Origin of the sequence: Chitinophaga alhagiae, from assembly GCF_003568665.1 — a bacterium.
Taxonomy (GTDB): Bacteria; Bacteroidota; Bacteroidia; order Chitinophagales; family Chitinophagaceae; genus Chitinophaga; species Chitinophaga alhagiae.
Genome location: NZ_QXMH01000001.1, coordinates 1,790,955 through 1,814,243, shown reverse-complemented (window position 1 = coordinate 1,814,243; position 23,289 = coordinate 1,790,955). Strand labels below are relative to the sequence as shown.

At 52.2% G+C, this 23,289-nt stretch carries 21 protein-coding genes; 11 read left to right on the top strand and 10 right to left on the bottom strand.

Features of this window, described 5'->3' with window-relative positions; translation table 11 throughout:
- Positions 1 to 8 precede the first annotated feature (8 nt).
- Complete coding sequence (locus tag D3A97_RS07320; protein ID WP_119077725.1) at positions 9 to 1,034, bottom strand: radical SAM protein; 1,026 nt, start codon at positions 1,032 to 1,034, stop codon at positions 9 to 11.
- Positions 1,035 to 1,144: 110 nt separating this feature from the next.
- Here D3A97_RS07320 and D3A97_RS07315 point away from each other — a divergent pair, with 110 nt between their 5' ends.
- Together D3A97_RS07315 and D3A97_RS07310 are read left to right on the top strand one after the other, a co-directional pair.
- The gene (locus tag D3A97_RS07315) at positions 1,145 to 1,903 is read left to right on the top strand and encodes a glycoside hydrolase family 25 protein (RefSeq protein WP_119077724.1); all 759 of its coding nucleotides are present in this window, start codon (positions 1,145 to 1,147) and stop codon (positions 1,901 to 1,903) included.
- Between the two features lie 9 nt (positions 1,904 to 1,912).
- Positions 1,913 to 2,164, top strand: a complete 252-nt coding sequence (locus tag D3A97_RS07310; RefSeq protein ID WP_119077723.1) for a hypothetical protein — start codon at positions 1,913 to 1,915, stop codon at positions 2,162 to 2,164.
- A gap of 8 nt (positions 2,165 to 2,172) precedes the next feature.
- Here D3A97_RS07310 and D3A97_RS07305 read toward each other — a convergent pair whose 3' ends face one another.
- Together D3A97_RS07305 and D3A97_RS07300 are read right to left on the bottom strand one after the other, a co-directional pair.
- On the bottom strand, positions 2,173 to 2,706 hold the full coding sequence (locus D3A97_RS07305) for a CAP domain-containing protein (RefSeq protein ID WP_119077722.1): 534 nt from the start codon (positions 2,704 to 2,706) through the stop codon (positions 2,173 to 2,175).
- Positions 2,707 to 2,914: 208 nt separating this feature from the next.
- The gene (locus D3A97_RS07300; RefSeq protein WP_157986398.1) at positions 2,915 to 3,409 is read right to left on the bottom strand and encodes a CAP domain-containing protein; all 495 of its coding nucleotides are present in this window, start codon (positions 3,407 to 3,409) and stop codon (positions 2,915 to 2,917) included.
- Positions 3,410 to 3,962: 553 nt separating this feature from the next.
- On the opposite strand from D3A97_RS07300, the gene D3A97_RS07295 reads away from it, so the two are divergent.
- The 3 genes from D3A97_RS07295 to D3A97_RS25230 all read left to right on the top strand — a co-directional run bounded on the left by D3A97_RS07295 (position 3,963) and on the right by D3A97_RS25230 (position 5,647).
- On the top strand, positions 3,963 to 4,634 hold the full coding sequence (locus tag D3A97_RS07295; protein ID WP_119077720.1) for a DUF4241 domain-containing protein: 672 nt from the start codon (positions 3,963 to 3,965) through the stop codon (positions 4,632 to 4,634).
- A gap of 75 nt (positions 4,635 to 4,709) precedes the next feature.
- A complete protein-coding gene (locus D3A97_RS07290) occupies positions 4,710 to 5,423 on the top strand; it encodes a DUF4377 domain-containing protein (protein WP_119077719.1) in 714 nt (237 codons plus the stop codon).
- 95 nt (positions 5,424 to 5,518) lie between these two features.
- On the top strand, positions 5,519 to 5,647 hold the full coding sequence (locus tag D3A97_RS25230; protein WP_262697034.1) for a hypothetical protein: 129 nt from the start codon (positions 5,519 to 5,521) through the stop codon (positions 5,645 to 5,647).
- A 107-nt stretch (positions 5,648 to 5,754) separates the two neighbouring features.
- Here D3A97_RS25230 and D3A97_RS07285 read toward each other — a convergent pair whose 3' ends face one another.
- The 4 genes from D3A97_RS07285 to D3A97_RS07270 form a co-directional block, all read right to left on the bottom strand.
- Positions 5,755 to 6,786: a BamA/TamA family outer membrane protein gene (locus D3A97_RS07285; RefSeq protein ID WP_157986397.1), complete on the bottom strand. Its 1,032-nt coding sequence runs from the start codon at positions 6,784 to 6,786 to the stop codon at positions 5,755 to 5,757.
- A 645-nt stretch (positions 6,787 to 7,431) separates the two neighbouring features.
- Positions 7,432 to 8,124 carry an NUDIX hydrolase gene (locus D3A97_RS07280; protein WP_119077717.1) on the bottom strand — a complete coding sequence of 231 codons (693 nt, stop codon included), beginning with the start codon at positions 8,122 to 8,124 and terminating at the stop codon, positions 7,432 to 7,434.
- Positions 8,125 to 8,143: 19 nt separating this feature from the next.
- Entirely contained in the window at positions 8,144 to 8,527 is a 384-nt protein-coding gene (locus D3A97_RS07275) for a hypothetical protein (RefSeq protein WP_119077716.1), read from the bottom strand.
- Positions 8,528 to 8,550: 23 nt separating this feature from the next.
- Positions 8,551 to 10,164 (bottom strand): M20/M25/M40 family metallo-hydrolase, encoded by a 1,614-nt coding sequence (locus D3A97_RS07270; protein ID WP_157986396.1) that lies wholly within the window; start codon positions 10,162 to 10,164, stop codon positions 8,551 to 8,553.
- 136 nt (positions 10,165 to 10,300) lie between these two features.
- Between D3A97_RS07270 and gcvT the strand changes: the two genes are divergently transcribed.
- From gcvT to D3A97_RS07255, 3 genes are all read left to right on the top strand, one after another.
- Positions 10,301 to 11,389: a glycine cleavage system aminomethyltransferase GcvT gene (gene gcvT / locus D3A97_RS07265; protein ID WP_119078474.1), complete on the top strand. Its 1,089-nt coding sequence runs from the start codon at positions 10,301 to 10,303 to the stop codon at positions 11,387 to 11,389.
- An 88-nt stretch (positions 11,390 to 11,477) separates the two neighbouring features.
- Complete coding sequence (locus tag D3A97_RS07260) at positions 11,478 to 11,951, top strand: SRPBCC family protein (protein ID WP_119077714.1); 474 nt, start codon at positions 11,478 to 11,480, stop codon at positions 11,949 to 11,951.
- A 16-nt stretch (positions 11,952 to 11,967) separates the two neighbouring features.
- Positions 11,968 to 12,693, top strand: coding sequence for a 2-phosphosulfolactate phosphatase (locus tag D3A97_RS07255; RefSeq protein WP_119077713.1), 726 nt, complete (start codon positions 11,968 to 11,970; stop codon positions 12,691 to 12,693).
- Between the two features lie 70 nt (positions 12,694 to 12,763).
- Here the strand turns inward: D3A97_RS07255 and D3A97_RS07250 are convergent, their stop codons facing one another.
- Positions 12,764 to 13,204 carry a DoxX family protein gene (locus D3A97_RS07250; RefSeq protein WP_119077712.1) on the bottom strand — a complete coding sequence of 147 codons (441 nt, stop codon included), beginning with the start codon at positions 13,202 to 13,204 and terminating at the stop codon, positions 12,764 to 12,766.
- A 294-nt stretch (positions 13,205 to 13,498) separates the two neighbouring features.
- Between D3A97_RS07250 and D3A97_RS07245 the strand changes: the two genes are divergently transcribed.
- Entirely contained in the window at positions 13,499 to 17,227 is a 3,729-nt protein-coding gene (locus D3A97_RS07245; RefSeq protein WP_119077711.1) for a DEAD/DEAH box helicase, read from the top strand.
- 22 nt (positions 17,228 to 17,249) lie between these two features.
- Here the strand turns inward: D3A97_RS07245 and D3A97_RS07240 are convergent, their stop codons facing one another.
- Both D3A97_RS07240 and D3A97_RS07235 read right to left on the bottom strand, forming a co-directional pair.
- On the bottom strand, positions 17,250 to 17,933 hold the full coding sequence (locus tag D3A97_RS07240; RefSeq protein WP_119077710.1) for a response regulator transcription factor: 684 nt from the start codon (positions 17,931 to 17,933) through the stop codon (positions 17,250 to 17,252).
- Between the two features lies 1 nt (position 17,934).
- Positions 17,935 to 19,365, bottom strand: a complete 1,431-nt coding sequence (locus tag D3A97_RS07235) for a sensor histidine kinase (protein ID WP_198673889.1) — start codon at positions 19,363 to 19,365, stop codon at positions 17,935 to 17,937.
- A 126-nt stretch (positions 19,366 to 19,491) separates the two neighbouring features.
- Here D3A97_RS07235 and D3A97_RS07230 point away from each other — a divergent pair, with 126 nt between their 5' ends.
- Entirely contained in the window at positions 19,492 to 20,340 is an 849-nt protein-coding gene (locus D3A97_RS07230) for a GLPGLI family protein (RefSeq protein WP_119077708.1), read from the top strand.
- Between the two features lie 197 nt (positions 20,341 to 20,537).
- Positions 20,538 to 23,285, top strand: coding sequence for a TonB-dependent receptor (locus D3A97_RS07225; RefSeq protein ID WP_119077707.1), 2,748 nt, complete (start codon positions 20,538 to 20,540; stop codon positions 23,283 to 23,285).
- Positions 23,286 to 23,289: the final 4 nt, after the last annotated feature.

The window sequence follows — 23,289 nt, the reverse complement described above, 5'->3', positions numbered from 1 at the left end:
GTCTTTTTTTAACCCCACACCTTGGTGCCTTCGCTGCAGTTGGCACAAATATCAATATGCTTGCGCCCTTTCAGTATCTGGCTGCGGAAACGCACATAGTTATCATTATGCCATAATGTGCTGAAGCTGCTGCTTTTCAGGTCTCCCAGCCGGTGCTGGGCATCTTTGTCAAAACAGCAGGGCACCACCAGCCCGTCCCAGGTAATGACCGGGGAATGCCAGAGCCGCCAGCAATGGTTACCCAGTTTGTTCTTGATGGCGTAGGTACCGTCTTCGTTCTTGCTGTAACGGGAGTATTTATCTATAGTAGGGATAAGCCGGTTGCCTTCTTCATAATCATATACCTGCGCGGTTTTGAAACGCACTTCATCTACCCCTATTTCAGCCGCCAGTTTTTTCACATCTTCTATCTGGTGCTCGTTAGGCTTTACTACCAGGAACTGGAAGAAAACGAAGGGTTTTTTGGAATTGAGCTCTTTTTTCCACTTCACAATGTTCCGGGCGCCTTCCAGCACTTTGTCCAGCTTGCCGCCCACGCGGTATTGCGTGTATACGTCTTGCGTAGTGCCGTCTATGGAAATGATGAGCCTGTCCAGCCCGCTTTCCACGGTTTTCCGGGCGTTCTCGTCTGTCAGGTAATGCGCGTTGGTGGAAGTGGCGGTGTAGATGCCCTTTTCGGAAGCGTATTGCACCATGTCAAGGAACGCCGGGTTGAGGTAGGGCTCTCCCTGGAAATAAAAGATGAGGTACAGCAGGTCACGGTGCAGCTCATCAATCGTTTTACGGAAAAAATCGTTCTGCAGCATGCCTGTTGGCCGCGTAAACGCCCGCAGGCCGCTGGGGCACTCCGGGCAACGCAGGTTGCAGGAGGTGGTGGGCTCAAAGGAAATGGAAATGGGAAACCCCCACTGTACAGGCTTGTTCGTCCATTTGCTCCAATAGTAGCTGCCCAGCACCTTTCCGGCGTTCCAGCCGCGGCGTAAGGTGAATTTGGACAGGAAGTTGAGCGCATCGTTAATGTTCGGTCTGGGCATGTACAATGTTCTTTAGGAGCATAAATTTACAACAACAATCCGGCCTTTCGTGCATAGCACAAAAAATTGCCCTATACTTGCTGCTGATTTTCATAGGATACCCATAGAGCATGGCTACACGTAAACGCGCCCGCCCCTTTGTTTATTTGATCATATGCATGGCACTGGCCGGTGCCGCCGCCTGGTGGTGGCTGAGGCCCGGCACGCCGCTGGAGTTTGTGCGGTATGAAGAATTTGGAATAGACATACCGGTCAACTACTCCATCCATGGCATAGACATTTCCAAATTCCAGGGTAACGTGAACTGGCGCGCCGTGAGGCAGATGCAGGTAGATGACATCCGGATCTCCTTTGCCTTCATCAAAGCCACGGAGGGCATTACAAGACAGGATGCCACTTTTCAGCGCAACTGGGAAAAAGCCAAGGAAGCCGGCATTGTGCGGGGCGCGTATCATTTTTTTTATTCCACCCGTGACCCTGTAAAGCAGGCCATTAACTTTAAAAATGTGGTGCAGCTGGAAACAGGAGACCTGCCGCCCGTGCTGGACGTAGAAGTGCATAACAACCAGCCGCCGGCCGTTATCCGCAGCACCGCCCGCATCTGGCTGGAAGAAATGGAAAAGGCTTATGGCGTAAAACCCATTATTTATACCAACATTCACTTTTACGAAAAGTACCTGGGCAAGGAGTTTGACGATTACCCGTTGTGGGTAGCCCATTATTATCAGAAAGACAAGCCCCGCAGCGCCCGCAACTGGGTATTCTGGCAGCATAGCGATATTGGCCGGGTAAACGGTATCCGTACTACGGTAGATTTTAATGTATTCCGGGGAGATAGCGCAGACCTCATGAAACTCTGTATTCCGTAACTTTATAGGATGGAAGAAGAACCCAAAGACAATTTTGACTGGCAACTATTGCAGTTTTTTATCAAGATTGTCCGCACCGTGTTTATCGGCATGTTCTGGATGCTGATCAATATCTTTTTCGGGTTGTACCTGGGGTTTGCGGACCCGGCAGAATCCACTCCCCTGCGGATGTTCCTCTTTTACACGTGGCTGGTATTAAGCCTGGCCGGGTACGTTTATTATCTCTGGCGCCTGTGGCGGCACAAAATGCCGCCGCCCTGACTATCTATCTATTTGCCGGCGGGCGCGGCAAATACCTGCGTCCACACTCCATTTGCGCGCCCAACGCCCATTTCCTTATAGTTGGCGCTCATCAGGTTTTTGCAATGGCCTTCACTTTTCAGCCAGCCGCTGATCACCTCCGCTTCCTTTGAAAAGCCGGAGGCAATATTTTCACCAGACCAGGAGTATTTATAACCGGCAGCGGTAATGCGCGCTTGCGGGGTGGCGCCATCAGGGCTGGTGTGGGAAAAGTATTTGCGGTCTACCATGTCTTTACTGTGTTTGGCGGCAGCCAGCTCCAGCAAAATATTCCATGAAAGCGGCTGCACCGGGGGCATTACGGAATTGCCGCAATTGCAGCCCTGTGAGCGTACTTCATTCACCATATGCAGCAGCAGGTCCTTATTCACATTGTTTTCTATCACTACTACCGTGCCCGGCTCCTCTGGTGCGGGTTCCGGTTGTACGGGGGCTTCTTTGGTGCAGGCAACGGCCAGCAGTAAAAAAGCAAAGGGGGTAAAACGCTTCAATTTAACAGACATTAGAATCCCAGTTAATCATCAAAATTGTTAGTACCGGGTTCTTGATAGGAAGAGGTTAAAGCACGTTGGCTTTTTCAGAGGAGAGGGTTAAATATTACAGCATTTTCATGCGGTATAAAGGTAAGGCGCCGGTTTGAATAAACTAGCGCCCTTCCTGCAAAAAAGATGTTAATGAAAATAACAAATTATAAATCAATATACTGTGAAGCTAGTGCAGGATTTTCGGACTGGCCATTTCCTGGCTCCAGAAGTTACCCACTTTTGCCACGCCCATTTCCGAGAAATTATTATCCATCAGCACTTTGCAGTGCGTAACGCTTTTAAACCAGCCTTCTACCACAGTACGCTCGCTGAGCACTCCCAGCGCAATGTTCTCTCCCCATGCGCGCCACTGGTAACCCATGCGCGCAATGCGTTTGCCGGCGTTGTTGCCTTCCCGGTCCTTATGACTGAAATAATTATACGCTTTCATGTCTGTGCTATGTAGCCAGGCAGCCCTTTCCAGTGCGGTGTTCCAGCGGATGGGCGCTACAGGCGGCATCAACGTGTCACCGCAATTGCAGCCTTTGGCCCGTACTTCGTTGACGAGTGCCAGCAGTATATCCTTGTTGACCGGGTTGTTCATGATAAAAGTAGTGTCTTCTATGGGAACGGGCGGCGGCGGAATGATGGACGTGAGCGGTTCTTTACTGCATCCTGACATTAAGATGCAAACGATTGCAATACCTGCGCAGAGGCGCACGAATACAGAATTCATGTGTCTGAGTAATTAAAAAGTTAACTAATTGATTTTCTGGTGGTTTAGCGGAGGTTACGGTTCAAAATACTACCAGATGGGTTTTTCAAAGGGATGGATAAACCGTAATTAGATACAGCATATAGTAGAGGATGCAAAATTACCACCTGATTTTGTAAATACGCTTTTAACAAAGTAAAATTTCTGTTAACGCCCTGATTGTTAATCAATTGTAAATATATGGTATAGGTTTTTCCCTGGCTGTTCGGCCTCTTGTATGTATCTGTATTTAATACAGCAACAAATATATACAATAAATATAAAATGTAAAAAAATAAATATAAATAATTAGCTGGCATGTTGAGACCGGTACGGTACTTTTGTGCCCCGTAGCCCCAACCGGATCAACCTCGCCGGGCTCCAGACAGAGAGAATGGATATGAAACCTTTGGCCAGTATAGATCGCCTTTTGACTGTTGGAGCATAACACCGTCAAAAGGCCTGGCTTCAAACGTGCCACATGAATTTTTTTAAACAGCTCTGGAAAAGATACAAAACACGGTACGTCCGCTATGCCCCGCTGGACTACGGCTTGTTCTTTGAACAGCCGGTAGTGCATGGCATAGGGCTGGAAAGCTGTTACCTGGGCAAACTGGCTATGCCAGGTGGTTTTGTAGTGGCGTGTGATCCATTGCTGGGGCTGCATAATGCGCAGCCTTATACCCGCCGTGTACCGCCCGGGCAATACCCCGTTACCATGCTGGTGGCCGGCAACAACGGGAGCAAAAGGAATGCATTGCTCAAAATGAATTTTTCGGAAGAACGGCCTTTACAATGGGAACTGGCCTTGCTGCCCGGCCAGACCTTGTCTGGCAGTGAGCATGCATGGCATGGCTTTACAACAGACGCGGGCATTGGATGTTTGTGTGACGGGCAGGCGCAGAAACATTTTTTCCGTTACCTGGAGCGTTTTTTCAAGGAGCAGCCGGAGGGAGACGTATATACTTCCCTGTTTGCGGAAGCCTTCTCCAGCAACGGGGGGCTTGCCACCGCCTTCCATCTCCCGTCTTCCCCGTCTTCCAATGTGATCCTGTTCCACACCGGGTATGGAGACGGTATCTATCCGGCGTATTGGGGCCTGGCGGAAAATGGCAACGTATGCAGCCTGGTGATAGACTTCCTTGTACTTTAGCAAGCCGAAGGAAATAGCAGCAAACCGCTAAACACAATGGCCCCATTGTTGTTGTAATTCCGGTAAACCCATCATATGAAAAACATCCGATTGTTGCTGCTGGCTGTACCCCTGCTTTTGGCGGCATGTCAGAATAGCCGCCAGCCTGGCGCGGCAGACAGTACGCAGGTTATTACCACCGCCGCATCTACCCCGGAAGGTTATTATGAGGCCAGCCTCCCTGCCGCCTCCAGCCCCGGCCGCCTTATTGCGCTAACCCTCCGCGCGCCGGCGGAAGTGCAAATGACCACGGATTACCTGAACGGTACGCCCGAAATTTTGCAAATGGGCAACTGGTCTGTGCAGAACGATGGGGGCATACTGATAACACTGGTAACCGTAGGCAGCGGCAACCCGGAGAAAGATACGCTCTATTTCCAGCCGGATGGTGAAAGTCTTCGTTATGAAGGGAGCAATTATGGGTCAGACGGGCTGACGCTGGTAAGAAAAGAACAGCCCACACCTGCTGTGAAGGAACTGCTAATTTGGGTGAAAAGCGAAGGTGAGTGCGACCGTGGGCCCGGCTTCGGCAAAACAAAATGTTATGAAGTGCAGTATGGAGAGAAGCCTGCCACCCCTGTTGCAGGCGCCTGGGAAAAATTGATGGAACCAATAGAAGGGCTCACCTTTGAAAAAGGGCATATTTACAAGCTGCGTGTAAACCGCATTCCGCGTGACCCGCGTATACAAGACATCGGCGCTTATGAATACAAATTGATAGAGATCATGTCCAAAGAAAAGGCAAAATGATATGATGGTTCTTCCGGGCGAAATTCCACCGGTATTTTGTGTTTTTGAGCATAAAGCGCTAACTTGCCTCCTGAAAATTCTTAAAACTGTATATCATGTTGTTGAACGTTTTACTCTCTGCTTATGAGATCGGCAATAAAATCGGCCATTATGGCGCCTGGTTTTTCATCATCCTGTTTGGTCTGATGTTTTTGTACGCCATGGTGAAGTACGTAAAACGTTAATAATTAAATACGATATTCTGCAAAGGCTGCCGCAAGGCGGCCTTTCTTTTTGCCGCTACCTGCATGGCAAATGAAACAGGCGGCAAGCCCAGGCGCGCTTTTCCCGTCTAAAATGCTTCTGAAAGTGAAAGGTAAAATCCTGATTGCCTTTTTTCTCCCGGCCTCTTTTCGCCCCAGCCATAATCCAGCCGCACAGTGATGCGTGCAGACTTGTCATAAAAATACCGGATGCCCAGCCCATAGTTGGGTTTGAGGCGGGAGAAGGAAAACCCTCCGTTCTCGAACACCGTGCCGGTGCCGGCAAAACCGGCCAGTGCAAAGGTGGGCCGCAGGTCAACGAACCAGAGCTTGATGCGCATTTTTGGGTCAATGAAATAACGGTATTCAGCCTGGGCCGCCAGGTAGTTCTGGTCACGGTAGCGGCCGGTGTAGTAGCCGCGCATGATATTATCGTTGCCCAGCTCCGGCAGCAGGTAAAAAGGTAGCGTGTTCCCCTGGAGGCTGTGTGCATAACCGTTCAGGCCCAGCGTGCTTTTGTGCGTAAGCGGTATAAACTGGCTAGCTTTTAACTCAAAGCGCCACAGCGGGTGTTTGCTCAGGAAAGACGGGGCGTAGGCCGCGTTGAAACGCACGTAGGTGCCGTTGGTACAATAGTTCTGGTTGTCCCGGTTATCATACACGCCGGTCACGCCCAGGAAGGTGGCATAGCCGCCGGTTTTGTCCACCAGTTCGCTTTCCGGGAATACGCCTTTGTCGTTATCTGCTGTATACACATCGTGCTGATAGGTAACGGACAAACCCGCATAAAAGTGGCTCGTAACACGTTTTTCCGCTTCCACGGCCAGTTTGTAGCGTTTATTGCCTATGAGGGAACGGTTATTGTACCGGGTGGTATCTCCCAGGCCGTAGTAATACACCGGGAAGTTATGATAGCGGAGGTTGGTCTTGATATGATAGTCGTTATTACGGGTCCAGTTGTCTGACTGGAAGTTCAGCTTGAACTGGTGATTGGTGGTAAAAGTAGCCAGCATTGCCAGGGTGGAATTGCGGGTATCGGGAGAGGGGTTCCGCTTGTCCCCGTAATAGGAGTAAAGTGACGCCAGGCCAAACTCAAACCCTTTTTCCGGGGAATACCCCAAAACCGGCACCGTAAAAAAACTGCGTCGCTTCAGGGTGTCTTTTTCAAAAGGAACGGCCGGTGGGCCATCTTTTAACCGTGCGGAATCCTGCGCCTTTAGGCATGGGGCCGCCAGCATACAAAAACTAAGCACTGCTATCTCTTTCCGCATAGGTTTGCAATATCCATAAAAAAGCTGAAATACGGAAACGGCCCGCTGAGGGGGGCTTTTGGCCCTGTACCGAGAGCAAAGTTTCCGGTTTTATACATAACGCGCCTGCGGCGTAGTACCCCCACTTGAGGCGGAAAAATAGACGTTAATGGGCGCTGGAACGGCCTGTTAGCGACCGGCTGCGTGGATACAGCACTGGCTGTGGACAACTGATCTTTCGCATGCCCGGCCCGTGCTGATAGCCGGGTGTTTTATTAGCGTACTACCAAGAAAGAATGTGAGTTGCGGAAACCATTCTTCGTACGCCCGGCCCCGGGAGCTTCATTTTTCACTTACACCTCCTTCAAATGGCCCATTCTAATGAAAATCAGCATGAATAAGGGTTTGCGCTAATGCATAGCGACTTTATTGTAAGAGGCACACAAAAAAATGCCGGTCTCTTAGCGCCGGCAAATTTTTTTGTGTAAAAAGCTCTTAAAATTGATAATCAGCATGTTAAGAAAAAATCTCAATATATGACTCTTTCTCCCTCAATTCTATGAACCGCTCCCGGTTAAAGCTATATAATTGTGCCGGGCGGCCCTGCAGGGGGTGCTTCAATTTTTCCTGTTGGGTGGTAAGCAGGCCCAGGTTATGGATCTTTTTCTGGAAGTTGCGGCGGTCTACCGAGCGGTCGTACAGCCATTCATAGAGTTTTTCCAGTTCGGATACGGGGAATTTGGCATCCAGCAGTTCAAACGCCAGGGGTTCGTTGCGCATTTTAAGGCGCAGGTGGTCCAGAGCGGCGGCAATCACCACATCGTGGTCAAATGCCATCTGGGGCAGCTCGCGTACGGGATACCAGCGGGCCTCCTTGTTGCCCGCGCCGGGAACGAGTTTGGTAGCCGAGGGTTTGATAAGCCCGATATGCGCCACACAAAGCACGCGGCCGCGAGGGTCTCTCTCCGGCTCGCCAAAGGTGCGGAACTGTTCCAGGTAATTGACACGCAGGCCCGTTTCGTCCCGTATTTCCCGGTGTACGGCGTCTTCCACCGGCTCGTCGTTACGAATGAAGCCGCCGGGGAGGCCCCATTTGAAAATGTGCGGAGGAATGCTTCGTTTGCTGAGCAGCACCTTCATGCCTTCTTTGGAAGTAAAGCGCAGCACTACGGCGTCTGCCGTCACCCTGATGTGTTGATGAACTGGCAAGGGATAAGAGTTTTCTGGTTTATTGCCCGCTGATGTACTGCTGTACCTGTGACGTGCCCTTGCGGAGGTTCACGAACAGCGGATTTTTTTGCGGATCAAATACAATGATGGTATTGGATTCCCAGGCATCCCGCGGCGTTGGCAATACAATTTCCACTTCCAGCGCGTTGGCGCGGCGGAACAGGAGACTGTCTTTCTGCACGTATCTTGCCGGGAAGTTGTTTTGCTGCAGGTAGCGGATAATACTGTCACGGCCGGCATTCACAGCACTGTCTGCCGTGGAGTGTTTTTCGCGCAGCACAAAACATTTTTCACTGATCACTTCATAGCGGCTGGTGTCTGTTTTCTCACGGGTGGGATTACAGGCAGCCAGTACAGCCAGGGAAAGTAAAAGATAACGCATACCGCAAGTTATAAAAACCGCGTTTAAAAATGGATATCAAATACCTTCTCTTCTTTTCCGCGCTTTACTTTTACGGTAGTACTATCCCCGGCCTTAAACGCGGAAAGCGCCCCCATGTAAGATTCTACATCGCTGACTGCGTTGCTGCCAAGCTGGAAGATAACGTCTCCGGGCGCTATACCGGCCTTCTGCGCGGGTTTGCCGTCAGACACGGCTTCTACCCGCACGCCGCCCTGGCTAAAGGTGTAATCAGGCATAATGCCAAGCGTAACGGAAAAGCGGGTGTTGCTCATCTGCCGCTCCCGCGTTTTGGAAAAGGCCAGTTTCTGTTGCCCGTTGGTTTTTTCCACAATGTTGTATACCAGCTTCACTATTTTGAGGCTGCCGTCGTAATTGATCTTGGCGGCATCGTCTCCCGGTTTGTGGTAGTCCGTATGTGTGCCGGTGAAGAAAAACAGCACGGGCACATCTTTCCGGTAAAACGAAGTATGGTCTGAGGGGCCGGTGCCGGAAGAGTCGTAACTTACCTTGATGGAGGAAGGTACGGTGCTTTTGAGGATGGGTCCCCACGCCGGCGATGTGCCGATGCCGCCTATCTGCAATCCTTTATCGTCCGTAAGGCGGCCCACCATGTCCATATTCACCATATAGTTCATGTCTTTGGCGGCAATACCGCCGTTTTCCACAAAGTATTTGCTGCCAAACAGGCCCAGTTCTTCGCCGGAGAAGGCCACCAGCACATAATTGTTCTTTTTCAGGCCGGAGCTTTTCAGGAGGCGCCCCAGCTCCAGGAGGGCCGCGGTACCGCTGGCATTGTCATCCGCGCCGTTGTGTATGGCCTTTTCTGAAGGGGCCATGGAGTTATGGTCTTCACCGTAACCCAGGTGGTCATAGTGGGCGCCCAGTACAACAGTGGCAGGTGCGCCATTGTCAATATAGCCTACCACGTTGGTACCTGTTCTTTTACTGGGTTTGAAATCCACTTCAAAGTCTACCTGGAAGCCGTTGGCATCATCTGCGCTGAACGTTTTGCTCAGCTCCGGCCCTGCCCACAGGGCGGGGATGGGCTGCGGGCTGGTTTTTTCATCCAGCCAGCGGGTTACTTCGCGTGTATTTTCCGGGCCATTGAAGAAAATAACGCCGGTGGCGCCGTTCTGTTTGGCCTCTTTTGTTTTCTTGATGTAAAACTCCATGGGGGCATGGGGGTTCATGTCTTCCGCCGTTTTCACGTCTATTAGCCAGACATTGTCCAGGTCATTCACGCCCGGCAGCACTTCTCCTTTGGCGGCTTTTTCAGCGCTGAAAGGCAGGGGTATAAAGCGATCTGCGGCCTGGGGCTGCTGGTTGACCAGCAGCCGTGTTTTAGGGCCGGCCTCTTTCCCTTCCCGCACGGTGAACACCTGCAGGTAGCCTTCGCTGCCCCTGGGGCTGAGACCCGCGGCCTTCATCTGTTCTGCAATGTAGGCTGCCGCCAGCTGCTCGCCGGGAGTGCCGGTACGCCGGCCTTCCAGCTTGTCACTGGCCAGGTAATTCACATGCAGTTGCAGGTTGCTGATAGTTTTGCGGTCTGCTTTCCTTTGCGGGTATGCTGCCAGCGTTAAACAAACAAGCGGGCACAAAAGGTATATCTTTTTCACTGCCGGGAGTTTTGCCGCAAAAATACGGTTTATCACGGGATTGTCTGGCTGGCCGCCCCGCTTTGTTTAATACTCAAATTAAATACTAAATTTGCCGGGCCTTGAAAAGGGATACAACAAAACAAGCGATAATAACATGAAAAACACACCATTTACACAAAAACACATTGCGCTGGGAGCCAAAATGGCGCCGTTTGCCGGGTACAACATGCCTATTTCCTATACGGGCATTAATGATGAACATGCGGCCGTGCGCAACAGTGTGGGTGTGTTTGATGTGAGCCACATGGGAGAATTTATCCTGAAGGGAGAAAATGCGCTTGACCTCATTCAGCGTGTTACCAGCAACGACGCCTCCAAGCTCTCGGCCGGCAAGGCGCAGTACAGTTGCCTGCCGAATGATGAAGGCGGTATTGTGGATGACCTGTTGATATATTGCATTGAAGAGAACAAGGTATACATGCTGGTGGTGAACGCCAGCAATATTGAAAAAGACTGGGAGTGGATCAGCCGGTACAACACCAAAGGTGTGGAAATGCACAATATTTCCGATAAAACCTGCCTGCTGGCCATACAGGGGCCTAATGCCACCAGCGTGCTGCAGTCCCTTACAGATCAGGACGTGGTAAACCTCAAGTACTACACCTTTGTAAAGGGCACCTTTGCGGGGGTAGACAATGTGCTGATCAGCGCCACCGGTTACACCGGCGCGGGCGGGCTGGAAATATATTTTGAAGATAAGGACGGGGCCGCAGACAAGGTGTGGGATGCTATTTTTGCTGCCGGCGCCTCCAAAGGTATCAAACCCATAGGCCTGGGCGCGCGGGATACCCTGCGCCTCGAAATGGGCTTCTGCCTTTACGGGAATGATATAGATGACCGCACCAGCCCGCTGGAAGCCGGCCTGGGCTGGATCACCAAGTTCACCAAAGACTTTACCGCCCGCCCCATCCTGGAAAAACAGAAAGCAGCGGGCCTGCCGCAGAAACTGGTAGGGTTTGAAATGGTAGACAAGGGTATTCCCCGTCACGATTACGAGATAAAAGACGGGGAAGGCAACCTGATAGGCCGCGTTACCTCCGGTACACAGTCTCCCACGCTGCAAAAGGCCATTGGGCTGGGGTATGTGAAAACAGCCTTTGCAACACTGGATACGGAGATATATATTGCAGTGCGGGACAAGCTGCTGAAGGCAAAAGTGGTGAAAGCGCCTTTCCTGGGATAAACCGGGGTGCTTTTGCAATGTGGCGGAGAGGTGCAGCGTTATTGAAAACCGTTCAACCATCGTACCATATCTTAAACTGTATACTGCTATGCCGCTTATTCATCTCACCACGGTTATTCACGCGCCGCTGCCCAGGGTATTTGACCTGAGCCGGAGCATCACGCTGCACAAGCGCAGTATGGAACATTTAAAGGAAGAAGCCATCCGGGGGAGGACCAGCGGCCTGATCGAACTGAATGAAACGGTCACCTGGCGCGCAAAGCACCTGAACAAAATGCGGGAGCTCACCACGCGGATCACTTCCATGCAAAAGCCGCATTATTTTTGCGATGAAATGGAAAAAGGCGATTTCACCTTCATGAAACATGAGCACCATTTCAAGGAGATCGAGAACGGCACCATTGTAATAGACATTATGGAGTTTGGCACGCCTTACGGCCGCATGGGCCGGTGGCTGGAAAGGCTCTATCTCAGGAAATACATGAAACGGCTGCTGCAGTTGCGCAACAAGATCATCAAGGAGTACGCGGAGAGCGAGAAGTGGCGGGTGATCCTTGACTAAAAATAAAGATGAAAGAATGAGCGAGATCATTAAACCGAGGCTGGAAGTATGTTTATCACCTGCCCTCCTGCACCTGTTCGACGTGAAGAACAGTATTGTGGTAATTATTGACGTGCTGCGGGCCACCTCCACTATCTGTACCGCCCTGCACAACGGTGCGGCCAAAGTTATTCCCGTGGCAACTGTGGAAGAATGCGTCAATATTGGCCGCCAGCTCAACGCCATTACGGCGGGCGAGCGGGACGGGAAAATTGCTGACGGGCTGCTGCATGGCAACTCCCCCTTTGAATACCCTGAAGAGTTCATAGCCGGCAAAGTGCTGGTGCTCACCACCACCAACGGTACCAAGCTGCTGCATATGGCAAAAGATGCCGTGCAGATCATCACCGGTTCTTTTCCCAACATTTCCGCCGTTTGCGAATACCTTATTTCCCAGGGCCAGCCCGTTATACTGGGCTGCGCCGCGTGGAAAGACCGGGTCAATATGGAAGACACGCTTTTTGCGGGGGCGGTGGTAAGCCGTATCAAAGCGCATTTTGATGTGAACTGCGATTCTGCCCTGGCTGCGGAAACCCTTTACCAAAGCGCCGGGAACGATCTGTTCGGGTTCATGAAAAAGGCTTCCCACTATCAGCGCCTGGCCCGGTATGGCCTTGAAGAAGACATCCGCTTCTGCCTTACGCCAGACGGCGCCAATGTGCTGCCTGTACTGCGGAACGGGGAACTGGTGAAGGAAAAGTAGGCCTGGCGGCTTATCAATAAAAAGAGGGTGCATCAATGGCGCACCCTCTTTTTTTATGCGGTTTTTGACCTTATGCGGCCAGCTGCCTGCGCTGGCGGAAGTAATTGTCCAGCGAGTACGCCCCGCCACCGTACAGCAGGAAAAAGATATTGACCAGCAGCATGGTAAGGGGAGAAGAATATTCCACCAGCCCGCCGCCCAGGCTTACTTTCAGGATCACGGCCACTATCATGGTAATAACCAGGGAGAGCGCTGCAAACCGGGTGAACAGCCCGAAAACGAGCAGCAACCCGCCGGCAAATTCGGCAATGGTGGCCAGCAGGCCCCAGAAAGCAGGCCATGCGCTGATGCCTATGAACTTCATGGCGCCGCCTACCCCGGTCCAAACGGGCTCGCCGCCGGCAATTTTTATCCAGCCGAAAATAAAGAACAGTACCCCTATGCCCACTCTCAGCAGCAGGAGGCCAAGATTCGCATTTTTTGTGTTGTCAATGTTGAGTGTGTTTCTCATAGAAATATTTTATGCAAAATTACCGCTGCGCCACCCCCTGCCGCAATGGATATTTTTATGTTTCAGTTGCACATTTTTCAAATATATGCCCCGCCCCGGCCGTTCTTCGCCCCCGTTTTCTCCCCTTCGCCGCTGGCTGTTTGAATTTTTATGCTTACTTTTGTGGATTGCCTTTTCATGAGCCGCGAAGCAGGAAAAGTGGATAAAACAGACCGGGTAAACGGATGACAGCCTTATTAATATTTGTTTTTATAGCCCCGGCTCATACAAAAAAAGGATAATAGCAGGAAAAGCATGTCGCTTCCCCATTTATTAAAATATGTTTATAATAACGGCACCGACGAGGTGATCCGCCGTGGCAAACGCATATTTGCCACGGGAGGGGTAGAGCTGCTGGAAGGGGACCCGGTGCTGCGCTCCGCTATTTTCCGCGTAAAGAGTGACACGCATGCCAACTATTACAAGGTGTCCATCAGCAAATACCATGAGCCCTCCACCATGAGCGTTCGCTGCCAGTGCCCCTACAACCTGGGAGATATTTGCCGGCACGAAGCGGCGGCCCTCTTCCAGCTGCAGGAAATGCTGGACCGTAATCACTTCGAATCATATGAAACACAATATGATCAGCAGCATACGCTGATCAAGATGAAGTCCATAGATCTCAAAACGATCAAGCTGCTCACCTCCAGCGCCATGATGGCGGAGGCGGAGCGCATCCTGCGCAAAACGCAGGCGGTCATCAAATCCGCCAAAGACGAAAAGGTGGAGGCGGAGCTGAAAGTGGACAATAAAAAATACCCGCTCATCCTGCAGCGGAACGAAGAGCGCAATTTTGACACACACTGTATCTGCGATGAGCATGAGCACCCTCTCTGTGTGCACAAAACAGCCCTCTTTCTCCAGTTGCTCAACGCGCATGGCCCGTTTTATTTTGACACCCTGCGTAACTGGGACAAGGAAAAGAACAAACTGCTTTCTTCTTACGGGTATTCGTTGAATGACGACCTGGAGGGGAAATTCACTTTTTCATACCTCAACGGCAAGCCGTTCCTGCGGGTGCTGGACCCCTCTATCAAAAAGGTGGAGGCCCCGGCCGCCGCCAAACCCGAGCCGGAAGAGGCACAAACCATTACGGCTACACGCCGCCTGGGCGTGGTGCTGAACGCCAACGAGAAACTGTTTCCCTACTTCCAGACGGAGCTTATCAGCGGGGATGCCAACGAGGATGAGTCCGAGTTCGTATCCCTTATCAGCCGCGTAGACCTGGGCAAGTATGTGGACTTTTACCAGTTCAGGGAAAAAGACCGGGACCTGATCACCCCCATCCGCAAGCTGCAGCAGGCAGAAGTGAGCAAGTTCCTTAACAAGAACTCCCCTTTTGCTGGCATCTGGGAAAACATCATGCACGAAAATGAAGACGGCCTGCCCATGGAAACCATGGAGCTGATCGTTGAATACCTGCATCCCAAACTGGGCAAGCTGTTCCCGTTGCTGGCAGATCACCGGCTGGTATTTTTGCTGCGCGAAGGGCAGCCCTTCAAAACCAAAAACCTACAGCCGGTGCAGGTAGATGATACGCCGCTGCAGCCTTATTTCAAGGCAGACCAGGTAGACGGGCATGTGGAGGTGACCGCCTGGGTGGATATTGACGGCGAAGCGGTGAACGTGTCTGAGAACCAGTGGGGCAGCCCCATGCTGTTCCTCCACAAAGGCATCATGTACCAGTTCAGGAACCCGCAAGACAGTATCAACATCATGCGCTACCAGCAGATGAACGCCCTGCGCGTGCCTGCCGCCGAGTGGCAGGATTTTCTGAAGGAGGTGATGCTGCCCCTGGGCAAAAACTATCCCGTGCAGTTTGACTCCGCCCTGCTGGCGGAAGTAGACGATGTGGTGCCGGAAACCAGGGTATACCTCAAGGAACTGGGCGAAACTTTTGTGATACAACCCGGCTTTGCCTATCACGGCCACGAAGTGGAGTGGAACGAAGAATCCCGGATTACCGTACAGGAAGGCAACAAGGTGCTGGTGATACACCGGAACAAGGAAGCGGAAAACGCCTTTGTGGCCAGCTTGCGCACACTGCATACCAATTTCGCCAATCTCAATAATTACAACTACTTTTTCCTTCGCTCCAAGGAAGCCCTGAAAAACAACTGGTTCTTCCTCTTCTTTGACGCGCTGAAGGAAATGAACGTGCGCATATTCGGGTTTGAACAGCTGCGGAATTTCCGCTTCAACCCGCAAAAACCGGTCACCAACCTGCAGATCAGCTCCGGCATAGACTGGTTTGACGCGCAGGTGGAGGTATTGTACGGAGATCAGAAAGTAGGCATCCGCGATATCAAGCGCGCGCTCGCCAACAAACAGAACTACGTACAGCTGGCAGACGGCACCCTGGGGCTGCTGCCGGAAGAATGGCTGAAAAAATATTCCCTGCTGTTCAAGATAGGGGAAGAAAAAGATAAAGGCGCCGGCCTCAAGCTGAGCAAGTACAACTTTTCCGTGATAGATGAGCTGTACGAGTTCATTGACGATGAGGCCATTCTGGTGGAGCTGGACGAAAAGCGGCGCAAGCTGCTGCAGTTTGACGAGATCAGGAGCGTAAGCCTGCCCGTCAACCTGCAGGCCAATCTGCGCCCCTATCAGGAAAGCGGCTTCCAGTGGCTCAACTACCTGGATGAAGTGAAGTGGGGCGGTATTCTGGCAGATGATATGGGTCTCGGTAAAACCGTTCAGGCCCTTACTTTTGTTCAGCATTATAAAAATGCCAATGCCAACTGCCTGGTGCTGGTGGTATGTCCTACCACGCTGATCTACAACTGGGAGAACGAGATCAGGAAATTTACGCCAGACATCCGCTATCACATCCACCACGGCCCGGCCCGCCTGCGCGATTCAGACGAGCTGCAAAAGTTTGACGTGCTCATCACCACGTACGGCACCCTGCGCAGCGATGTGCAGCTGCTGATGAAAATGGAGTTCGATTATGTGATACTAGACGAATCGCAGGCCATCAAGAACCCGCAATCCAAGGTGACCAAAGCGGCACAGCTGCTGCATACCCGCAACCGGATTGCGCTCAGCGGTACGCCCATGCAGAACAACACCTTTGACATATATGCGCAGATGAACTTCCTCAACCCCGGCATGCTGGGCACGGTAGACTTTTTCAGGAACGAGTTTGCCACGCCCATAGACAAGTTCCAGGATGAGGAGCGGAAAGAGCATCTGAAGAAGCTGATCTATCCTTTCATTTTGCGCCGCACCAAAGAGCAGGTGGCCAAAGACCTGCCGGAGAAGATCGAAACGGTAATATTCTGCGAAATGGACCCCGAGCAGCGGCATATTTACGATGCTTACCGCAATACCTACCGTTCCAAGATCCTGGGCGTGATAGAAGACCAGGGCATGGAGCGCAGCCAGCTGACCATTCTGCAGGGCCTGATGAAGCTGCGGCAGATATGCGACTCGCCCGCTATCCTGAACGAAACGGAGAAATACCCCAACCACTCCGTGAAACTGCACGAACTGACACGCGAGATAGCGGAAAACATCGGGCATCACAAAGTGCTGGTGTTCAGCCAGTTCCTGGGTATGCTGGGCCTTATCCGCGACAGGCTGGCGCATATGAAAATACCATATGAGTATTTTGACGGCAGCACCTCTACCATAGACCGGGAAAAAGCGATCCAGAACTTCCAGAACAATGACGATTGCAGGGTGTTCCTGATCTCGCTGAAGGCGGGCGGCGTGGGCCTCAACCTCACCGCGGCAGACTATGTGTACATTGTTGACCCCTGGTGGAACCCCGCTGTAGAACAGCAGGCCATTGACCGTACCCACCGTATTGGCCAAACAAAAAATATTTTTGCCTACCGCATGATCTGTAAAGACACGGTAGAAGAAAAAATACTGGAACTGCAGGAGCGCAAAAAGTCGCTGGTGAAAGAGATCATTGCTGATGACAGCGGTTTTATCAAGAAGCTCACGAAGGAAGACGTGCTATACCTTTTCAGCTAAACGATCATGCAGCGGCCTGTTTTCAGGAGATCAGCTTATACCCTACTCCCCTGATGTTCACAATTTGTATCCGCGGGTCATCGCGGAGGTAACGGCGTAGCCGCGTAATAAATACGTCCATACTGCGGGCATTGAAGAAATTATCATCTCCCCAAAGGTCCATGAGTATAGATTTACGTTCCATTACCTGGTTGCGGTGGCGGCACAGGCGCCAGAGCACTTCCGCTTCGCGGTGAGATAAGAACTCCTTGTGGTTATTGCGGGTGAGGGTCTGTTTGGTATAATTGAAGGCGTACTGGCCAATCATGACCTCATCACTTTCCGGCTGCGGGGCAGGCTGGAAGCGGCCCAGGAGGGACTTGATGCGCACTATCAGCTCGTCCATGCTGAAAGGTTTTTTCAGGTAATCGTTCCCGCCCAGTTCAAACCCCTTTACCACGTCTGCCGTTTGAGACTTGGCCGTGAGAAAAATGATAGGAATGGATTTATCAGTTTTCCTGACCTCCGTGGCCATGGTGAACCCGTCCATATCAGGCATCATGATGTCCAGCACCAGTATGTCTGGCTTGTGTTGCCGGTACAGCCGCAGGCCTTCCTGGCCGTTATATGCGCAGAACATGCGGAAGCCTCTCATTTCCAGGCTGTCTTTTACGATCTGTGCCAGTTGCGTTTCATCTTCTACAAGCAGTACGCCAGGGTTCATCATATCAGTTTAAAGGAATTTCGAGGGTGAACTCACTGCCCCTTTCGGGGAAACTTTTTACGCGGATGGAGCCGCCGTGCATTTCGGCTATTTTCTTCACATAACTTAACCCCAGCCCAAAACCTTTTACATTATGGAGGTTGCCGTTGGGCACCCGGAAAAATTTTTCGAAAATACTCTCCTGGTAGTTGGAAGGGATGCCCATGCCATTGTCTTTCACCATCACCTTCAGGCGTTCCGCTTCCTTGCCTATATGTATGTTGATAATGGCGGGATTGCCGGAGTACTTGATCGCATTATCCACCAGGTTGTTGATGGCATTGGCCAGGTGCGTACGGTCTGCCGTTACGAGCGGGTCAGACAGCATGGTATAGCTGAAATCAACGTTCTTGTTGGCTTTCAGCCGGTGGTTGGCCACTATGCTGCTTACCAGGTCATTAATATTGACAGGTTCGTAGCTCAGTTCAAAATTCTCTTTTTCTTCCGCAGCAATGTGCAGTACTTTCTCCACCAGGTCGCTGAGGCGCTGCAGCTCCTGGCGTGAGATGGCCAGGTAGGTTTGCGTTTTCTGCGTGTCGTTCAGCGCATTGAAGTTCTGCATGGCCTCTACCGCCGCGGATACGGTGGCAATGGGGGTTTTCAGCTCATGCGTCATGTTGTTGATAAAATCGTTCTTTACCTCGGAGAGTTTTTTTTGTTGCAGGATGGTACGCAGCATGTAGATAAAACACCCGGTGGTGAGCAGCAGCAGCGCCGCGGAACCGAGCAGGGAGCCCAGCATCTGCTGCAGGATGTGGCGCAGGGGGCTGCTGAAGCTGGCCCTCACCGCCATATCACTGAAAGGGTTGAAGGGCATTACGTGAGACCGCAGCGGGTCCGCTTTTGCCCGGTTAATGATCTTGAGGGCGGGAATGTCCAGCTGCATGGAATCAAGCGTATAGGAGGTGCTGATGCCCCTCGCCGCCAGCTCTACCGCGTAGGCGGAATCAAGGCTTTTGATGGAGAAGCGGTTGTCATAGTACTTGTTTACCATCAATATGTTCGAAATGTTTTTGGAGAGCGAATCCGCAAACCGCTTTTTTACGGAATCTCCGGCCATCATCTTCAGTTGTATCTTCCCGTCTACAGACTCTATTACCCGGGTAACAGACACCTGGCCGGAATCCGTCCAGTTAGTGGTAGCATGGAAGTTGAAAATGCGTGGTTTGGCGCCGGGCACGGGGGCCCTTTCCGCCGGTACCGCGCGGCCCACAAGGCGCCCCATTTCTGTTACCTGGTTATTTTGCAGGGCGGTGCGCAGCGCATCGTTAATATCCCGGTTAAAGTCCTGCAGCCTCACCTGGTAGGCGTTGTAGATCCAGTAACCCTGGAATATAAATACCCCCAGAATGCAGGCGCTCATCAGCACCAATATGTTCCTGATCCTGTTCCGCATGGTTGTAAAACTATCCAATCCCTGGCAACTGGCGGCAGGGCTTAACATTAATTAACACTAAATAATACTGGTTAACCATTGCCCTGCGGCAGAAGCCGCAATTTTATGCCATAAAAAAAACAGGCCATGAAAATACTGCTTTATGCCTTGCTCGGGGCCGCCTTGCCTGCCGCCGCGCAGCAAACCTCCGGTGTAATAGAATATGAAATGACGGCCCGGATAGAGCCCGGCCAAATGAAGATAGTGCGCTTTGGCCCCGGCGGGGCGCCGTTGCCGGCAGATGCGCCCATGCCGGAGCTGCCGGACCTGATGACCACCAAACAAACGCTGTTTTTCTCCGGCAGCAAGGCAAAAATTGAATCGGAAGCCATGACGGCCAACGTGATGGTCACCAGCACCGGCGGCGCACAGGGGCAAACCGTAACTGCCGGCGGAGGCATGCCGTCCCTGGCCGTGGGAGGGCCCGGTACCATGAAAAGGCCGGCACTGCGGCCCCCTGTCAGCAACACCATGTATATTGATCTTGCAGAAAGGAAGTACCTGTCTGTTACCGAAGAAAAGAAAGACAGCACCGTAGTAGGCAGATGGTATACAGAGGAGCCTTACAAACAGTCAGGCGAGTTCAGGACCTCCGGTAAAACCAAAACCATAGCGGGCTACAAATGCCGCCGCGCCACGGTAAAAGTGGGAGATGAAAGTTTTGTGGTATGGTATACAGAAGAAATACCGGTACTGTTCTCTCCTGTAAACGGTGTTTTGCCGGAGAAAGGAGTAGTACTGTCTATCGAAAGCAGCAAACGCTCTTATGTTGCCAAAAAAGTAACCCTGCAGCCCGTGCCCGAAGCCAGTGTAAGCCTGCCTGCCGGCGCCGAGAAGGTAACGCCTGCGGAGCTGAAAGAAAAGCGGCGCCAGATCATCGAAAAGTTCCATAACGAACAGCTGAAGAAATTCCAGGAAGCAGAGGGGCGGCCTTGATGCAGCGTTGTTTCCGGCGGCCGGATGACCGGAAAAAGCATTGATATAAGCCCGGCCTGGCAAAAAAATCTCCGGCTATTGTGCTGCAGTTACCGGAGGCGCCGGCGCAAAAATGCACTGTGCCGCGGGAAATTCCCGGGTTAACACGTAACCCCGGCAAGCCGGCAAAGCTGCCGGAGATATTAAGACACACCTGTATGAAGCAACTATTTCTACCCATACTGACGGCGCTGCTGCTCCTTGCCGCCTCCGCTTCCGCGCAGCGGGAGGCTGCCCGCATTACCGGTTCACTCACAGACCGGGTGAACAGGGAGCCCCTGCCTAACGCGGCGGTAGCCCTGCTTTCCGCCCAAGACTCCGCGGTGCTGTTCACCACGGTGGCAGACGGCAAGGGCGCCTTCTCCTTCAGGAGCACGCCGCCGGGCCGGTACGTGCTTTCAGTAACGTACCTGGGCTATACCCCGCTGGCCCGCAACATCCGGGTAGATGATACCACGCGGCTGCTGGCGCTGGGTACACTGGCGCTGCTGCGGAAAGGGGTGAACCTGCAGGAGGTGGAGATCGTGGAGGAGAAACCGCCTATCACCATCAAGGAAGACACCATTGAGTTCAACGCCGGCTCCTTCAAAGTGCGGGAGAACGCGCTGGTGGAAGACCTGCTCAAAAAACTGCCCGGCATACAGGTGGAAAAAGACGGTACTATCAAGGCCAACGGCGAAACGGTGAAGCGGGTGCTGGTAGATGGCAAACCCTTTTTCGGGGACGACCCCAAGATGTCTACCCGCAACCTGCCGGCAGATGTGATAGACAAAATACAATTAATAGACCGCAAAAGCGACCAGGCGCAGTTTACCGGCATCCCGGACGGGGAAACGGAAAAGGCGCTGAACCTCACCATCAAACCAGACCGGAAGAAAGGGGTGTTTGGCCGGGCCTCCGTAGGTTACGGCAGCGACGGCCGTTTTTCCGTGCAGGGCAACGCCAACCGTTTTCGCAATACGCAGCAACTGGCTGTGGTGGCCAGCGGCAATAATGTGAACAACACCGGCTTTGGCGGTTCCGGCGGGCGGGGCGTGATGATGAACAACGCCAATTCCGAGGGGCTGATGCGCAACTGGATAGGCGGCATCAACTACAGCGACAACCTGGCCAAAGGGCTGCGCCTGAGCAGCAGTTATTTCCTGAATGACCTGCGGCGGGAAAATGAAAAAAGGGTGGAAGGCGAAACCCGCCTTTCTACCGATTCTTCCCGTTTTACCAACAACCTCAACGGTTCGCTGAACGGCACTACCAATCACCGGCTGAACATGCGTATGGAATATGACATTGATTCTTTCCATTCTCTAATTGTAACGCCTCATGTTGCCTGGAATACCGGCAACGCCTATTCAGAGAACCAGAACACTACATTGTTAAATAAAGACACGCTCAATACCGGCCGCAGCCTCACCCGCTCATCCAGCAATACGCCCAACCTGAGCGGGAGCGCCCTGTTCCGCAAAAAATTCGATAAAAAAGGCCGTACTTTCAGCACCAACCTTACTTTTGGCGCCGGCGGCTCCGATGTGGAATCCATTAACCAGTCCCGCACGGCGTATTATGAGCAGAACGCTGTGTCTGAAGTGGATACCATAGATCAAAAGGTAACACAGCGCAACCGCTCCAACAACCTGGGCCTGCGCATGAGCTATACGGAACCGGTGCTTAACGACCGTTACCTGGAATTGAACTACGGGTACAATTACAATTTCAGTTCTTCAGACCGCCGCACCTTTAACCGGAGCAAACCGGGTGAAGGTTATGATGAGCCGGATGACAGTCTTACCAACTCTTTCAGCAACGTGTACAGCAACCACCAGGCCGGCCTCAGCCTTATGACGCAGCGGTTGCGCTATCATTATACGCTGGGCATGAATGTGCAGTTTAACAGCCTGAACAGCGAGAACCTCACCAAACACAACGAAATACGCCAGAGTACTGTTAACGTTTCGCCCCTGGCCCATTTTAACTATAATTTTTCCGCCAAAAAACGGTTGCGCGCCGCTTACCGGGGGCAAACCAAGCAGCCTACGCTGGAGCAGCTGCAGCCGGTGCCGGACAACTCCAACCCGCTTTTTATCAAAGAGGGCAATCCCGACCTGCGGCCTTCTTTCAGCAATAACGTGAACATCAGCTACAACGCCTACAACCAGGAGAGCATGCGCAGCTTTTTTGCCGCCATGAACGGGAGTTTTGTGCTGAACCAGATCGTGAACGCCACCTCGCTGACAAATGACGGGCGGCAGGTAACGCGCCCGGTGAATGTGAACGGGAGTTACAACCTGAGCGCTTTTGTGGTGAACGGCTTTTCCATGAACCAGGGGCAAGACCGGCGTACGGCCATCAATACCAATACCAACCTCACCTATAGCCGCGAGGTGAGTTTCCTGAACGGGCGGCAGAACTTCACCAACACCCTGAACCTCACGCAGGGCGCCAATTTCAATTATAGTTACAAGGAACTGTTTGACATAGCTGCCGGTGGAAGCGTGAACTACAACCGGGCGCGCTTCAGTGTAGACAAGCGGAACAATACGGATTATTTCAATTTCGGCCTCAGCCTCGATTTCAATATCAACTTGCCGCTGGGGTTCATTATTGGGGCTGACGTGGACTATACGGCCAATACCGGCCGCAGTGAGGGTTATAATCTGCAATACACGCTGATGAACGGGTTTGTGTCCAAATCCCTGTTCTCAAAAAAGCAGGGCCAGCTCCGTTTCCAGGTGTATGACCTGTTGAACCAGAATGTGAGCGTAAACCGTACGGTAAGCGGCAATTATATAGAAGATGTGGAGAGCAGGGTGCTGCGGCAATATTTCATGCTGAGCTTTTCTTATTTCCTCAACAGCTTTGGGGGCAAAGCCTCCCGCGTGGTGGGCGGAGCGCCGCCACCGCCCATGTAGGCCG

Coding starts and splice junctions, on each gene's coding strand:
- D3A97_RS07245 (WP_119077711.1), top strand. CDS start 13,499: ATGTCGCTTCCCCATTTATTAAAATATGTTTATAATAACGGCACCGAC.
- D3A97_RS07305 (WP_119077722.1), bottom strand. CDS start 2,706: ATGTCTGTTAAATTGAAGCGTTTTACCCCCTTTGCTTTTTTACTGCTG.
- D3A97_RS07230 (WP_119077708.1), top strand. CDS start 19,492: ATGAAAATACTGCTTTATGCCTTGCTCGGGGCCGCCTTGCCTGCCGCC.
- gcvT (WP_119078474.1), top strand. CDS start 10,301: ATGAAAAACACACCATTTACACAAAAACACATTGCGCTGGGAGCCAAA.
- D3A97_RS07295 (WP_119077720.1), top strand. CDS start 3,963: ATGAATTTTTTTAAACAGCTCTGGAAAAGATACAAAACACGGTACGTC.
- D3A97_RS07250 (WP_119077712.1), bottom strand. CDS start 13,204: ATGAGAAACACACTCAACATTGACAACACAAAAAATGCGAATCTTGGC.
- D3A97_RS07310 (WP_119077723.1), top strand. CDS start 1,913: ATGGAAGAAGAACCCAAAGACAATTTTGACTGGCAACTATTGCAGTTT.
- D3A97_RS07235 (WP_198673889.1), bottom strand. CDS start 19,365: ATGCGGAACAGGATCAGGAACATATTGGTGCTGATGAGCGCCTGCATT.
- D3A97_RS07275 (WP_119077716.1), bottom strand. CDS start 8,527: ATGCGTTATCTTTTACTTTCCCTGGCTGTACTGGCTGCCTGTAATCCC.
- D3A97_RS07300 (WP_157986398.1), bottom strand. CDS start 3,409: ATGTCAGGATGCAGTAAAGAACCGCTCACGTCCATCATTCCGCCGCCG.
- D3A97_RS07290 (WP_119077719.1), top strand. CDS start 4,710: ATGAAAAACATCCGATTGTTGCTGCTGGCTGTACCCCTGCTTTTGGCG.
- D3A97_RS07260 (WP_119077714.1), top strand. CDS start 11,478: ATGCCGCTTATTCATCTCACCACGGTTATTCACGCGCCGCTGCCCAGG.
- D3A97_RS07225 (WP_119077707.1), top strand. CDS start 20,538: ATGAAGCAACTATTTCTACCCATACTGACGGCGCTGCTGCTCCTTGCC.
- D3A97_RS07240 (WP_119077710.1), bottom strand. CDS start 17,933: ATGATGAACCCTGGCGTACTGCTTGTAGAAGATGAAACGCAACTGGCA.
- D3A97_RS25230 (WP_262697034.1), top strand. CDS start 5,519: ATGTTGTTGAACGTTTTACTCTCTGCTTATGAGATCGGCAATAAAATC.
- D3A97_RS07255 (WP_119077713.1), top strand. CDS start 11,968: ATGAGCGAGATCATTAAACCGAGGCTGGAAGTATGTTTATCACCTGCC.
- D3A97_RS07320 (WP_119077725.1), bottom strand. CDS start 1,034: ATGCCCAGACCGAACATTAACGATGCGCTCAACTTCCTGTCCAAATTC.
- D3A97_RS07315 (WP_119077724.1), top strand. CDS start 1,145: ATGGCTACACGTAAACGCGCCCGCCCCTTTGTTTATTTGATCATATGC.